The 13,554-nt window shown below is 71.7% G+C and carries 9 protein-coding genes and 1 pseudogene; 6 read left to right on the top strand and 4 right to left on the bottom strand.

The features are described 5' to 3' along the window. The first annotated feature begins 473 nt into the window (after positions 1 to 473). Positions 474 to 923, top strand: a complete 450-nt coding sequence (locus ABZZ79_RS31805; protein ID WP_356694686.1) for a PTS glucose transporter subunit IIA — start codon at positions 474 to 476, stop codon at positions 921 to 923. Between the two features lie 79 nt (positions 924 to 1,002). After that, the gene (gene ptsP, locus ABZZ79_RS31800) at positions 1,003 to 2,673 is read left to right on the top strand and encodes a phosphoenolpyruvate--protein phosphotransferase (RefSeq protein WP_356694684.1); all 1,671 of its coding nucleotides are present in this window, start codon (positions 1,003 to 1,005) and stop codon (positions 2,671 to 2,673) included. Between the two features lie 79 nt (positions 2,674 to 2,752). Here ptsP and ABZZ79_RS31795 read toward each other — a convergent pair whose 3' ends face one another. After that, positions 2,753 to 3,643 (bottom strand): hypothetical protein, encoded by an 891-nt coding sequence (locus ABZZ79_RS31795; protein ID WP_356694682.1) that lies wholly within the window; start codon positions 3,641 to 3,643, stop codon positions 2,753 to 2,755. A gap of 200 nt (positions 3,644 to 3,843) precedes the next feature. Further along, the gene (locus ABZZ79_RS31790) at positions 3,844 to 5,811 is read right to left on the bottom strand and encodes an acetoacetate--CoA ligase (RefSeq protein WP_356694680.1); all 1,968 of its coding nucleotides are present in this window, start codon (positions 5,809 to 5,811) and stop codon (positions 3,844 to 3,846) included. Positions 5,812 to 6,023: 212 nt separating this feature from the next. Between ABZZ79_RS31790 and ABZZ79_RS31785 the strand changes: the two genes are divergently transcribed. Then, positions 6,024 to 8,402, top strand: coding sequence for a TIM-barrel domain-containing protein (locus tag ABZZ79_RS31785; RefSeq protein ID WP_356694678.1), 2,379 nt, complete (start codon positions 6,024 to 6,026; stop codon positions 8,400 to 8,402). Here the strand turns inward: ABZZ79_RS31785 and ABZZ79_RS31780 are convergent. Together ABZZ79_RS31780 and ABZZ79_RS31775 are read right to left on the bottom strand one after the other, a co-directional pair. After that, positions 8,393 to 8,929, bottom strand: coding sequence for an NUDIX domain-containing protein (locus ABZZ79_RS31780; protein ID WP_356694676.1), 537 nt, complete (start codon positions 8,927 to 8,929; stop codon positions 8,393 to 8,395). The genes ABZZ79_RS31785 and ABZZ79_RS31780 overlap by 10 nt on opposite strands. A gap of 38 nt (positions 8,930 to 8,967) precedes the next feature. Then, complete coding sequence (locus ABZZ79_RS31775; protein WP_356694674.1) at positions 8,968 to 9,813, bottom strand: M15 family metallopeptidase; 846 nt, start codon at positions 9,811 to 9,813, stop codon at positions 8,968 to 8,970. Positions 9,814 to 10,068: 255 nt separating this feature from the next. Here ABZZ79_RS31775 and ABZZ79_RS31770 point away from each other — a divergent pair, with 255 nt between their 5' ends. From ABZZ79_RS31770 to ABZZ79_RS31760, 3 genes and pseudogenes are all read left to right on the top strand, one after another. Continuing rightward, positions 10,069 to 10,491: a benzoylsuccinyl-CoA thiolase gene (locus ABZZ79_RS31770; protein WP_356694698.1), complete on the top strand. Its 423-nt coding sequence runs from the start codon at positions 10,069 to 10,071 to the stop codon at positions 10,489 to 10,491. Beyond that, positions 10,488 to 11,678 carry a lipid-transfer protein gene (locus tag ABZZ79_RS31765; protein WP_356694672.1) on the top strand — a complete coding sequence of 397 codons (1,191 nt, stop codon included), beginning with the start codon at positions 10,488 to 10,490 and terminating at the stop codon, positions 11,676 to 11,678. Before ABZZ79_RS31770 ends, ABZZ79_RS31765 begins: the two co-directional genes overlap by 4 nt. A 205-nt stretch (positions 11,679 to 11,883) precedes the next feature. Continuing rightward, positions 11,884 to 13,538 (top strand): annotated as a pseudogene (locus tag ABZZ79_RS31760) (GGDEF domain-containing protein). The last annotated feature ends 16 nt before the right edge of the window (positions 13,539 to 13,554 follow it).

Raw genomic sequence — 13,554 nt, 5'->3', positions numbered from 1 at the left:
TCTCAAGGAACGGACGCTTCCTTTGTACTCACCCTCTCGGGCTTTCCTCCGGGCGCTTCCCTTCGGTCTTGCGTTTCCGACTCTATCAGATCTTTCCGATCCGATTTCCTCGGTGCTTTCCAGGGTTTCGCTTTCGCGTTTCCCTTTCCGGCGGCTCCAACTTTATCAGCGATTTTCCGTTCCGCTGACCACCGTTCTGCGGGCATGCAGAAGGAGACCCAGCGAAAGGATCTGACGAGTTGGTTGCTGCCTGGCTTCGGACCTTTGCTTGCGTCACTCACCGTCAGGCAGGGGTACGACAGTACACGGGGCCGCGAAGCCCGCGCAAATCGACTAGAGTGGTGGTCTAGACCTCTTACCCCGGGGCCATTCGTGCGGAACCGGGACTTCATATGACATACCCTGCTCAACAGTGCGCCGTTATCGACAGTCAGTGACGGCGCGTAAGCATCTCCGCCGCTGGGAGGCTTCCCATGACCACCGTGACGTCCCCTCTCGCAGGACGCGCCATCGGACTGGCCGCCGTGCCCGATCCCGTTTTCTCCGGGGCCATGGTCGGCCCGGGTACCGCCATCGACCCCGCCCGGGAGCCTTCCGAGGCTGTTTCTCCGGTCGACGGGGTCATCGTTTCCCTCCACCCCCACGCCTTCGTCGTCGTCGACGCGGAGGGCCATGGCGTCCTCACCCACCTGGGCATCGACACCGTGCAGCTCAACGGCGAGGGCTTCGAGCTCCTGGTGAACAAGGGGGACACCGTGACCCGCGGCCAGGCCGTCGTGCGCTGGAACCCGGCCGCCGTGGAAGAGGCCGGCAAGTCTCCGGTCTGCCCGATCGTGGCGCTGGAGGCCACGGCCGAGGCTCTCTCCGATCTCCGCGAGGACGGCGACGTCAAGGCGGGCGACGCCCTCTTCGGCTGGGCGTGACATCGGCGCCGTCGTCATGACGGCAGGCAGGACAACCACCGCGGCGGCGGGACCCGCCGCACTATCGGAGACGGGTGAGATGGAGACAACGCTGCGAGGCGTCGGCGTGAGCCACGGTGTGGCGATCGGCGAGGTTCGGCACATGGGAACGGCGGTCCTGGAACCGCCTGCCAAGCAGATCCCGGCGGAGGAGGCGGAGCGTGAGCAGGGGCGGGCCCGCCAGGCCGTGGAAGCTGTGGCTGCCGACCTGATGGCGCGCGGCAACCTGGCGGGGGGCGAAGCCCAGGCGGTGCTCGAGGCGCAGGCCATGATGGCCCAGGATCCCGAGCTCATCGCGGACGTGGATCGACGGATCGCCGTCGGCAGCACTGCCGAGCGCGCGGTATACGACGCCTTCGCCGCGTACCGCGAGCTGCTGGCCGGCGCGGGTGAGTACCTGGCCGGCCGGGTGGCCGACCTCGACGACGTGCGGAACCGTATCGTCGCGCGTCTGCTCGGTGTGCCGATGCCGGGCGTCCCGGACAGCGACGAGCCCTATGTGCTCGTCGCGCGTGACCTGGCCCCGGCGGACACGGCGCTGCTGGACCCGACTCTGGTGCTCGGCTTCGTGACCGAGGAGGGCGGGCCGACGAGCCACAGCGCGATCCTGGCTCGTGCGCTCGGCGTCCCCGCGGTCGTGGCGCTGCCGGGTGCGGGCGAGCTGGCCGAGGGCACCATGATCGCGGTCGACGGCAGCACCGGGGAGATCTTCGTGCACCCGAGCGAGGAGAAGAAGGCGAAGCTGGAGGCCGCGGCGGCGGAGCGCAGGGCGGCTCTCTCGGCGTCCACGAGCCCGGGTGCCACGGCTGACGGGCACAAGGTGCCGTTGCTGGCCAATGTCGGCGGTCCGGCGGACGTGCCGGCTGCCGTGGAGGCCGGGGCCGAGGGTGTGGGTCTGTTCCGTACCGAGTTCCTCTTCCTGGACGACAGCAAGAACGCGCCGTCCGAGGAGAAGCAGGTCGAGGCCTACCGCAAGGTCCTCGAAGCCTTCCCCGAGGGCCGCGTCGTGGTACGTGTCCTGGACGCGGGAGCGGACAAGCCCCTGGACTTCCTGACCCCGGCCGACGAGCCGAACCCGGCGCTGGGCGTGCGCGGCCTGCGGACGCTGCTCGACCACCCCGAGGTGCTGCGCACCCAGCTGACCGCGCTGGCGAAGGCGGCCGAGGGTCTGCCGGTCTATCTAGAGGTGATGGCCCCGATGGTGGCGGACCGTGCCGACGCCAAGGCGTTCGCGGACGCGTGCCGCGAGGCCGGGCTGCGGGCGAAGTTCGGCGCGATGGTGGAGATCCCCTCCGCCGCGCTGCGGGCGCGCTCGATCCTTCAGGAGGTCGAGTTCCTGTCGCTGGGCACGAACGACCTCGCCCAGTACACCTTCGCGGCCGACCGTCAGGTGGGTGCGGTGTCCCGGCTGCAGGACCCGTGGCAGCCGGCGCTGCTCGACCTGGTCGCGCTGTCCGCGGAGGGCGCGAAGGCCGAGGGCAAGAGCTGTGGTGTGTGCGGTGAGGCCGCCTCCGATCCGCTGCTGGCGTGTGTGCTGACGGGTCTGGGTGTCACCTCCCTGTCCATGGGCGCCGCGTCGATTCCTTATGTCCGCGCGACCCTGGCGAAGTACACGCTCGCCCAGTGCGAGCGGGCCGCCGCGGCCGCTCGGGCGGCGGACAGCGCAGAGGAGGCCCGGACCGCCGCGCAGGCGGTGCTGTCCGGCGAGTGACCGCAAGGCATCGGCCGCCGGTTTCTCCGGTTCCCGGCGAGGGGCGCTCCATCCGAAGGGTGGGGCGCCTTTCGCGCGTTCAGTGGCCGTGTCCGCCCGTGGTTCCCCCGGGCCCGAGGGAGGGCGGCTCGCAGTAGTCCACGTTCGATTCGGGTGAGATGAGGTCCCCGGACTCGGCGTCGGTGCAGTAGGCGTCGAAGACCTCGGCCGCGGTGAGCGGCTGGAGGCCGCCGCCGCGCAGGCGCCATCCGTAGACCTGGTCGGCGGTGTCGGGGGCTGTGGTCCGCATGACGAGTCCGCCGGGGCTGCCCGTGGCCATGCCGACGGCGAGGACGGTGGTGAACTCCAGGGCCTCGGGCTCGTGCAGTTCGAGCTCGGCCCGGTTCCGGTCGGCGTGCAGGGCGGCGACGAGGGCTTCGGGAGTGGTCGAGACGCTGCACACGAGGTGGTGGGAGCCGGGCGGTGCTGTCTCCAGGATGCGGACGACGAGGTCCGCGGCGCGGGTGAAGGCGGCCCGTCCGAGATCCTCGCCGCAGGAGGCGCAGGCACCGAGGCGGGCCAGGAGTGTGGAGGCGTACTCCCAGGTCGCCTGGCGTACGGCCTCGTCGACAAGGGCGGGGAGGAGGTCGGTCAGCGGCTGGCCTTCGTAGGGCACGGCCGGTCCGGTGGTCGCGAGTTCGGCGGTGAAGCGGGTGCGGCTCGATGCCTGGTCGGGGTCGAGTCCTGCGTGGGCGCAGAAGTCCGCGTACTCCTGCGGGTCGAAGAGGGCCACGGTGGTGTGGCCGCCTTGCCGGGCGCGGGTGCGCAGGAGCGCTTCCACCTCGCGTAGGTAGGTGGCGTGGTCGGCGAAGGTGAAGGTCCGGTAGCGGCGCATGGCCCTGAAGTCCTGCTCGTCGGTCAGCAGGCCGATGGTGCCGGCGATTTCGCGGCGCAGCACGCGCCGCATGGTCTGGTGGTCGGTGTGCGCCATGTTTCCCCCTGTGCGCGGTCGATCAATGCTCACTCACAGTAACCGGCACCACTGACAACGGGCTCCGTGAGTGCTGTCGTCGCAGGTCAGGCGCTGGAAGGGGGCGGTCCGCGCCTGCGCGCACGCCGACACCGGGCGGTGGGCGCGGTGCCGGCCGTGGGTGTCTCGCGAATGGGTCCGCGGCCGGCCGGAGTGCCGGGTCAGGCGCGCTTGCGGGCCAGGTCCTCGTAGAAGTGGAGCAGGTCGAGGTTGTCGATGGAGCCGGCGTTGACCGCCTTGTCGAGGGGGGTGCCCTGGAGCAGGCGCTTGACCGGGACCTCGATGCGCTTGCCGGTCAGCGTGTGCGGGATGCCGGGGACCTCGATGACCTCGTCGGGGACATGGCGGGGTGAGAGCTGTTCGCGGATGGTCTGCTTGATACGGCCGAGCAGGGCGTCGTCGAGGGTGGCGCCCGGGGCCAGGTGGACGAAGAGGGGCATCCAGTATCCGCCGTCGGGCTGCTCCAGGCCGATGACGAGGGATTCCTTGATCTCGGGGAGTCGCTCGACGGCCTCGTAGATGTCGGCGGACCCCATGCGTACGCCCTGGCGGTTGAGGGTGGAGTCGGAGCGGCCGTGGATGACGACGGAGCCCCGGGAGGTGACGGTGATCCAGTCGCCGTGGCGCCACACGCCGGGGTAGGTGTCGAAGTAGCTGTCGTGGTAGCGGCTGCCGTCGGGGTCGTTCCAGAAGTAGACCGGCATCGACGGCATGGGGTTGGTGACGACCAGTTCGCCGACCTCGTCGATGAGGGGCTCGCCGCTGGGGTCCCAGGACTGGAGGTCGGTGCCGAGGCCGGGGGCCTGGAGTTCGCCGATGTAGACGGGGAGGGTGGGGACGGCTCCGGCGAAGCAGGAGCACACGTCCGTGCCGCCGCTGACCGAGGCGATCCAGAGGTCGTCGCGGACCTCGTCGTGGAGCCAGCGGAAGCCGTCGGGCGGCAGGGGCGATCCGGTGGTGGCGACGCAGCGGACGCTGGAGAGGTCGTAGTCGCGTGAGGGGTGCACCTCGGCCTTGCGGCAGGCCATGACATAGGCGGCGGAGGTGCCGTACAGGGTGGCGCGCGTGAGTTCCGCGACGCGCCACTGGGCGCCGGTGTCGGGGTATCCCGGGCTGCCGTCGTACAGCACGACCGTGGTGCCGGTCAGGAGACCGGAGACGAGGAAGTTCCACATCATCCAGCCGGTGGAGGTGTACCAGAAGAACCGGTCCTCGGGGCCCAGGTCGCAGTGCAGGCCGAGCTGCTTGAGGTGTTCGACGAGGATGCCGCCCTGGGACTGGACGATGGCCTTGGGCAGACCGGTCGTACCGGAGGAGTAGAGGACCCAGAGCGGGTGGTCGAAGGGGACCTGCTCGAAGACGGGTTCCTCGTCGGCGCCGGTCAGGGCGGACCAGTCGAGGGCGCCTTCGGGGGGTTCGGTGCCGAGGACCGGGATGTGGACGACGGCGCGCAGGGTGGGCAGTTCGGCGCGCAGTTCGGTGACGGTGTCGCGGCGGTCGTGCTCCTTGCCGCCGTAGCGGTAGCCGTCGACGGTGAACAGGACCACGGGTTCGACCTGCTGGAAGCGGTCGAGGACGCTTCGGGCGCCGAAGTCGGGGGCGCAGGATGTCCAGACGCCGCCGACGGCGGCGGTGGCGAGGAGGGCGACGACGGCCTCGGGGATGTTCGGGAGGTAGCCGCTGACGCGGGCGCCGGGCCGGACGCCCAGGGCGCGGAGTTCGGCCGCCAGGGAGCCGACCTGCCGGCGCAGCTCCGACCAGGTCACCGGGCGCGGGTCGTGGGTCTCGTCGACGTGGAGGAGGGCCGGTTCGTCGGCGCGGGTCGCGGCGGCGCGCAGCGCGTGTTCGGCGTAGTTGAGGGTCGCTCCGGGGAACCATGAGGCGCCGGGCATCGAGCGGTCGCCGAGCACGCGCGTGTAGGGCGTGGAGAAGCGGACGTCGAACCATTCCGTGACCGCTTTCCAGAACACCTCCGGTTCGGCGACGGACCAGGTGTGCAGTGCGGCGTAGCCGCCGTCGGCGGGGGCTCCGTGCTGATCCGCGGCCCAGGTCTGGAATTTGGTGATCCGGGCGTCGGCGATACGTTCGGAATCGGGCTGCCAGAGCGGCTGGGCGTTCTCGGTCGGCATGGGGGGGGCTCCCGGACTGTGCGCGTCGTGTGCGTCGTCCGCGCACGGGCGGGGTGTGCGCGTGACGCGGTGACAGGGACGATGCCATGTGATCGACTCCGATACCAGGGGCCACCCCACATAGTCGGCGTCATGAAGATGTGGTCCCGGCACGGGTGAACGGGAGTTGAACGACACCCGCGCGTGGGTGGGTCGATGGCAGGGTGATCACCATGGACGGTCGTGACCTGGTGCGTTCGATGAAGGCGGTCGGTTCTGTGGGAGGGGCCCAGGGGTTGCGTACCGTGCGGGCGGCGTGGCGCAGGAGGCGGGCCGACGCGGCTGCGCTGCCGTCGCGTGGCGTGGAGCGCGCGCGTGTCCCGGGGGCTGTGCGGGAGGCCGAGCCGGGCCCTGGCGGGGGCGTGCTCCGTTTCGGCCGTTCCGAGCTGCGGATCCTGGTCGCGGTGAACGGGGCTGTCTTCTGGGGCTGGGACGGCACCGGTCCCGAGCCGTCGTACGCGCTGGCGGGGCGTTGTCCGGAGCCCGATCCGCGGGCCGTGTTGGAGCCCGACAAGGACGGCGGCTGGCGGGTGGTGGCCGAGCGGGTGACGGTGGTGGTCTCGCGGCACGGGGGAATCGAGGTGCAGACGCCCGGCGGTGTCCTGCTGCGCCGCGATCTGCCGCCTCGGTGGTGGGAGCCGGTGGGGGGTGGTCCGGCGCGGTGGATGCAGCGGTCGGAGGTGTCGGCGGACGCGCGGTTCTTCGGTCTGGGCGGGCGGGCCTCGGGGCCGCGGCTGCGGGACGGTGTGTACCGGCTGTGGAACACCGATCCGGGCGGTGCCTTCGGGCCCGGGGACGATCCGCTGTACATCACGATGCCGGTGCAGATGGTGGTGGCAGACGCGGCGACGCATCTGGTCTTCCACGACACCTCGTGGGACGGCACGGTGAGACTGCGGGAGGGCGAGGAGGGCGCGGGTTCCGGTCATGACCGTGCCGGGACGAGCGAGCTGCGGATGGAGGGCGGTCCGCTGCGCTGCTGGGTGATGGTCGGGACTCCCGCGCGTGTGCTGATGGCGTGGGCCGCGCTGACCGGCGCGCCCGCGCTGCCGCCCGCGTGGGCGCTCGGTCACCAGCACGCGCGGTGGGGTTTCGGCAGCGAGCAGGAGGTGCGGCGGATCGTCTCCGGCTACCAGGAGCGCGGGCTGCCGCTGGACGCGGTGCATCTGGACATCGACCATCTCGACGAGCACCAGGTGTTCACCGTGGACCGGGACCGCTTCCCGAAGCTCCCGGGGCTGGCGGAGGATCTGCGGCGGGACGGTGTCCGGCTGGTGTCGATCGTCGATCCGGCGGTGAAGGCCGCTCCGGGGAACGCGGTGTACGACAGCGGCACGGTCGAGGACGCGTTTGTCAGGGACGCATCCGGCAGGGTGGTGCGCGGGGTCGTATGGCCCGGGGAGGCGGTCTTCCCCGATTTCACGGACGCGCGCGTGCGTGCGTGGTGGGGGCGGCGGTACGAGGAGCGGCTCGCCGAGGGTTTCTCCGGTTTCTGGCATGACATGAACGAGCCGACTTCGTTCGCGGCGTTCGGTGAGACGACGTTGCCTCGGTCGGCCCGGCACGCGTTGGAGGGGCGGGGTGGTGATCATCGGGAGGCGCACAACGTGTACGCGCTGTGCATGGCTCGGGCGGCGTACGAGGGGCTGCGGGAGCTGACGCCGCAGCAGCGGCCGTTCGTGTTCTCGCGGTCGGGCTGGGCGGGCATGCAGCGGTACGGCGGGACCTGGTCGGGTGATGTGGCCACGGGATGGCCCGGGCTGCGCGCCTCACTGTCGCTGGTCATGGGGCTCGGGCTGTGCGGGGTGCCCTACTCGGGGCCGGACGTGGGCGGTTACGACGGCATACCGTCGCCGGAGCTGTTCCTGCGCTGGTTCCAGCTGGGCGCGTATCTCCCGCTGTTCCGCACGCACGCGAGTCTGCGGGCGGGGCGCCGGGAGCCCTGGGAGTTCGGGCCCGAGGTGCTGGAGCACGCGCGCGTGGCGCTGGCGGAGCGTCGGCGGCTGCTGCCGTACTTCATGACGCTGGCGCATCTGGCCCGGCGTACGGGAGCGCCGTATGTGCGGCCGCTGTGGTGGCGTGCGCCGGAGGACCGGGTGCTGCGCGATTGCGAGGACGCGTTCCTGCTCGGCGATTCGCTGCTGGTGGCGCCGGTGGTGGACCCTGGGACGGACCGGCGTGCGGTGCAGCTGCCGCGGGGCCGCTGGTACGACACGGCGACGGAGCGGGCGTACGAGGGGCCGGGGCAGGTGCTGGTGGACGCGCCGCTGTCCAGGATTCCGGTGCTCGCGCGCGCGGGTGCCGTGCTTCCGGTGCGGGGGGCGGACGGCGGGCTGGAGCTGGAGGCGTGGGCGCCGGCCCGTGGCCGGACGGGCAGCGGGCTGGTGGTGCCGGACACGGGTGACGGCTGGGAGGAACTCGAGACCGAGTACTACGTCAGTCGCTGGGAGGGGCGTCGGGTGGTGGTTCGGCGCGAGGGGGAGGACGGCCTGAGCGAGCCGCCCCACCCGGTGCGTGTGCGTGGTGTCGCGAACGGTGAGCGTCAGATGTAGCGGCCCTCGAACCAGGCCCTTACGGCCAGGGTGTGCAGGGGGAAGGCCAGTTCGTCGGGCCTGCGCAGCAGCTGCCAGCCTTCGGTCTCGTCGGTGGCGGCCGACGGGGGCAGGCGGTCGGCGGGGCGTTCCGGGAGGACGCCGAACAGCAGCAGGTGGCCGTCGGGCGAGTTCATGGCGTCGACGAGCCGGACGTCGCGGCCTGCCGCGTCGATGCCGGTCTCCTCCCTGAGCTCGCGCACGAGCGCCTGCCGCCAGTCCTCGCGGTCGTCGATGTAGCCGCCGGGCAGTGCGATGCCCCCGCGCGCGGGAGGCACGGTCCGTGTGATGACGACCAGGGCGGTGCCCAAGGTGTCGTACACGGGTTGCAGGGCCACCGCGACGGGCAGCGGGTTGCGGTAGGCCGTGGTGCCGCAGGCGGGGCAGGTGCGGGGCCAGCCGGAGATGCCCTCTCCGTAGGGCGATCCGCAGCTCGAACAGTGGGAGCCCTGACCGGAGTTGGGGGCGAAGTGTTGGTTCTCTGACACGTCGCGGACTGTATCTGATCACGGAGAGGGCGTCGCGGTCAGGAGTTCCAGCGGTACTCGGTGAGCGATCCGGCGCTGACGGGGAAGTCGAAGTAGGTGTCGGGGTGCGGCTCGGGCTTGTAGGTGTAGTGCCACCATTCCTCGGCGAGGTTCACGAAGCCGAGGTCTTCCAGGGCTGACTTGAGGTGGAGCCGGTTGGCGCGTTGGGCGCCCTGGACACGGGGGTCGAGTGTGTGGCTCCTGGTGTCGAAGCAGTCGTAGCCCGTGCCCATGTCGACGGAGTTGTCGGGGAAGCGCTCCTGCTGGGGCGCGTAGCAGGGCACGAGGGCCTCGCCGGGTCGGTAGGGCCGGGTCGGCCGGGCGGGGAGCTTGACGAGGGTGAGGTCCACCGTGGAGCCGCGGCTGTGGCCGGACTTCGCGGCAATGTAGCCGTCGTCGAAGAGCCGGCTCTTGTCCACGTCGGGATAGAACTCGGCCTTCATGTCCTCGGCGTCGAGGTCCTCGGCCCAGCGGACGAAGTGGTCGACGGCGCGCTGGGGCCGGTAGCAGTCGTAGACCTTGAGGCTGTATCCCTCGCGCAGCAGGCGCCGCTGTGCCGTGTGGAGGGCTGCGGCGGCGGGGCGCGTGAGGATGCACAGTGGTTGGCGGTAGCCGTCGACGCGCTCGCCCACGAAGTTGTGCGGGGTGAAGTAGCGCATCTCCTGGATGATCGTCCGGTCGACGCTTCTCAGTGTCACGAAGTCGGCGGGGGCGTGGGGTTCGGTCCTCGCGTGGACGGTGCCGGGTGCGGCGGTCGCGGCCGCGAGGGCGGTGACGGCGGTGACGGCGGTGACGATCCCGCGTAATGCGGTGGGGAGGCGTCCTGCTGCGGAGAGTCGTGTCATGTCTGCTGCCTCTATCAGGAGGCTGTGCCTGCGGGGAAGCGGTCGGTGCGGTCCGGACACGATCGGGCGGCCGCGGCGGAGGGACGGCCGGGGCCACCCCCGTAGGCCTCGCCCGTCCCTCCCGTATCCACGACGCCGATGTGGCGCGTTTGGTTCACGCTTTCGGCCTGCCGGTTCCTGGTTGCCCGTGGCACACTTCTGACGCTTCATCAGTTCTGGATACCGGGAGGGTCTTTGTCGCGTACACGCGCACCTGTGGTCGCCGGGTGGTTCACCGGCGAGGGTTCCTTCCGGCTGCTCGGAACTCGATGTTCCGTCTGCTCGTCCGTGTTCTTCCCCAGGGAGGACACGCACTGCCGCAATCCCGACTGCGCCAGGGGCAAGTTGGCGGAGTACCCGCTCTCGCGGTGCGGTCGGGTCTGGTCGTACACGGACGCGCGCTACCGGCCACCGTCACCCTATGTGACCGATCCGGAACTTCCGTGGGTCCCGTACGCGTTGATCGCGGTGGAGCTGGAATCCGAGCGGATGGTGGTGCTGGACCAGGCGGCCCCAGAAGTCACCGTCGCGGATCTGGCGGTGGGCATGGAGGTGGAGGTCGTGCCCGGCGTGCTCCATGAGGACGACGGGACGACCTGGACGACGTGGCACTGGCGGCCGACGGGGGTGAGGACATGACGGCGGACGTGGCGGTACTGGGGGCGGGCATGCACCCCTGGGGAAAGTGGGGGCGCGGCTTCGTCGCGTACGGGGCGGCGGCCGCGCGGGCGGCACTCGCCGACGCGGGGGTGCGCTGGCGGGACATCGGCTCGGTCGTCGGCGCGGGGACAGTGCGCGGCGGGTATCCGGGGCATGTGGCGGGGGCCGCCTTCGCCAAGGCGCTGGGCTGGCAGGGGGCCCGGGTGACGAGCGTGTACGCGGCGTGCGCGTCAGGGGCCCAGGCGGTGAACACCGCGCGGGCGCAGATCCTCTCCGGGTTCGCGGAGGTCGTCCTTGTGGTGGGGGCCGATTGCGCTCCCAAAGGGTTCTTCCGCCCGGCGGGCGGGGACCGGCCGGACGATCCGGACTGGCTGCGGTTCCGGGTGCTGGGGGCGGCCAATCCCCTGTACTTCGGGCTGTACGCGCGGCGGCGGATGGCCGTGTACGGGGATACTCCGCAGGATTTCGCCCAGGTGAAGGTGAAGAACTCGGCGGCGGGGGCGCTGAATCCGTACGCGCGCTATCGCGCACCGGTCACCGCCGAGGAGGTGGCCGCCTCGGCGGTCGTGGCCGATCCGCTGCGGCTGCTGGACATCTGCGCGACCTCCGACGGCGGGGCGGCGCTGGTGCTGTCCAACATGGATGTCGCGCGCCGGCGCGGAGTCGCGCGGCCGGTGCGGATCCGGGCCGTGTCGACGGTGACTCCGCGGTATCCCAACACCGTCCTGGACCTGCCCGACTTCGCGACGGACTGCGTGGCGGCCGTGGCGCCCGCCCAGGAGACGTTCCGCGCGTCGATCGCCGGCGCGGCCTACGAGGAGGCGGGCGTGGGGCCCAAGGACCTCTCGCTGGCCGAGGTCTACGACCTGTCCACCGCGCTGGAGCTGCAGTGGTACGAGGACCTCGGGCTGTGCCGTGAGGGCGAGGGCGCCAAGCTCCTGGGAGCCGGTGAGACAGCGCCGGGCGGGCGCATACCGGGGAACACGAGCGGCGGACTGGCTTCCTTCGGGGAGGCGGTACCGGCTCAGGCCATCGCCCAGGTGTGCGAGCTGACCTGGCAGTTGCGGGGAGCCGCGGGAGAGCGGCAGGTCGACGGGGCGCGGGTCGGGATCTCCGCCAACCAGGGCCTGTTCGGACACGGTTCGGCGGTGGTGGCCGTGCGCTGAGCCGGAACGCGGGCCGGTCCAGGTTCGGCGGTGGTGGCCGTGCCCTGAGCCGGGCACCGGACGGCGGGCCGGTCCGCCCCCGCGTCCTCACACGCGCGCGGTCCTTCCCGAAAGCAATGTCTACGCTCTGTGAGCGGCCAGAAAGGATGCGTGAACGTCTCATGAACTGGGCCTGGGGCTTCGCGGGCGGCGCCATCATGCTCCCGTGCACTCCTGGACGGACACTCTCCGCTTCGCCTTCCAGCCCGTGGTCAATCTGACCACCGGCGGGATCGCGGCACTGGAGGTTCTGGCACGCCCGGAGGCGGGAGCCGTCCTGGCCGAGGCCCGTCGGGACCCCGAACTGGACGGCAGGCTGGCCGTGCTGGCCGTCCGCTCCGCGGCCCGCAAGGAGACACTGCTGCCGCTGCACCTCAACGTGTTCGCCGGCACCCTCGCCGACCTGGGCGGCCTCGGGCCGCTGGACGAGGCGGTGCGCCAGGCGGGACGGCTTCCCTGGGAGGTCACGCTCGACATCGGGCCGCCCTTCACGCACGTGCCGCGGCAGGCCCTGCTCGACGCGGTGGCCGTGCTGCGCGGCGCGGGCTTCCGGATCAGTGTCGACGGGGTCGGGGACGGCGATCTGCCCGTGCGCTCGCTCGTCGACCTCGCGCCCGACCTGGTGAAGCTCGACGGCTCCCTGCTGGCGCGGCCCGCGGCGATCCGGGCGATGCGCACGCTGTGCGATCAGCTCGGCGCGCTGCTGTCCGTCGAGGGGGTGGAGACCGAACTGCAGTACCGGCGGGCCGTGGCCGCCGGAGCCCAGCTTGGCCAGGGCGAGCTCTTCGCGCCGCCGGCCCGGTTGCCCGCCTCGGAGGTATACGTTCCGCCCCGCTCCCCCGAGGCCTCGCCGGGATCGCGTCCGGGTCCGTCCGTGCGGGAGTTCGTACGGCCCGCCGTGCTGCTGCCCGACAACGCCTCCGCCGGGCAGGTGCGGGCCCTGCTGACCGGCTCACCGGACGTGTCCGGGGTGCTGCTCGTGGACCGGGACGGGGTGCCGGTGCGGTCGTTGCACCGCTCCCGCTTTCTGCTGTCGCTGTCGGGGCGCTACGGACACGCCCTGTACGCCGACCGGCCTGCGGCCCGGCTCGGGGACGTGCCGCGGACCGTGGGGGTCGACGCCACGGCCTGGGAGGTGCTGGACGTGGTCGCCGACGGCGGCCCGGACCGTACGTCGGACGACGTGGCCGTCGTCGACCGGTACGGGCGCTGTGTCGGGGTCGTACGGCTGGCCGACCTGGTGCGGGCGCTGGCGGAGTCCCGGGTCGAGGAGGCGGCCGGGCTCAATCCGCTGACCCGGCTGCCCGGCTCCGACGCGATCACCGGCGAGGTCGACCGGCGGATCACGGAGGGCCGGCCCTTCGCGCTGAGCTGGCTGGACGTGGATCACTTCAAGCAGGTCAACGACGGGGCCGGGTTCGCGGCGGGCGACGATCTCATCCGTACCGTTCCGTCGGCCGCGCGCTTCAGCACGCGGCCTCCGGCAGCACTCGCGTGGGCCACATCGGCGGGGACGACTTCCTGGTCCTGGCCGACCCCGACGGACTCGATCCGCTCGCGGCCTCGGTGCTGGACGCCCTTTGGTCGGCGGGCGGACGGCCGGTCACGCTGTCGCTGGCCACAGTGCTGTGCGCTCCTGGGTCCGTGATGGACCACCGGCAGGCGGCGGCCTGTCTGGCACCGCTGAAGAAGGCCGCGAAGTCACTGACCGGGGCGAGTTGGGTGCTGGGCCGCGCCGGGCTGCCCGGCCATGAGATCCGGCGGGGCACGGGGCCCACGACCAGCCATACGGGGTTCGCGGTGGCCGAGCCTCTGGGATGAGCGGTGATGGCCCGGA

Source organism: Streptomyces sp. NPDC006458, assembly GCF_040612135.1.
Lineage (GTDB): Bacteria > Actinomycetota > Actinomycetes > Streptomycetales > Streptomycetaceae > Streptomyces.
The sequence above is the reverse complement of the archived record's forward strand: the minus strand, read 5'-3'. Positions and strand labels throughout refer to the sequence as shown.

Excerpts from the sequence above, each read along its gene's own strand:
- ABZZ79_RS31785 (WP_356694678.1), top strand. The coding sequence starts at position 6,024 with ATGGACGGTCGTGACCTGGTGCGTTCGATGAAGGCGGTCGGTTCTGTG.
- ABZZ79_RS31790 (WP_356694680.1), bottom strand. The coding sequence starts at position 5,811 with ATGCCGACCGAGAACGCCCAGCCGCTCTGGCAGCCCGATTCCGAACGT.
- ABZZ79_RS31775 (WP_356694674.1), bottom strand. The coding sequence starts at position 9,813 with ATGACACGACTCTCCGCAGCAGGACGCCTCCCCACCGCATTACGCGGG.
- ptsP (WP_356694684.1), top strand. The coding sequence starts at position 1,003 with ATGGAGACAACGCTGCGAGGCGTCGGCGTGAGCCACGGTGTGGCGATC.
- ABZZ79_RS31765 (WP_356694672.1), top strand. The coding sequence starts at position 10,488 with ATGACGGCGGACGTGGCGGTACTGGGGGCGGGCATGCACCCCTGGGGA.
- ABZZ79_RS31795 (WP_356694682.1), bottom strand. The coding sequence starts at position 3,643 with ATGGCGCACACCGACCACCAGACCATGCGGCGCGTGCTGCGCCGCGAA.
- ABZZ79_RS31805 (WP_356694686.1), top strand. The coding sequence starts at position 474 with ATGACCACCGTGACGTCCCCTCTCGCAGGACGCGCCATCGGACTGGCC.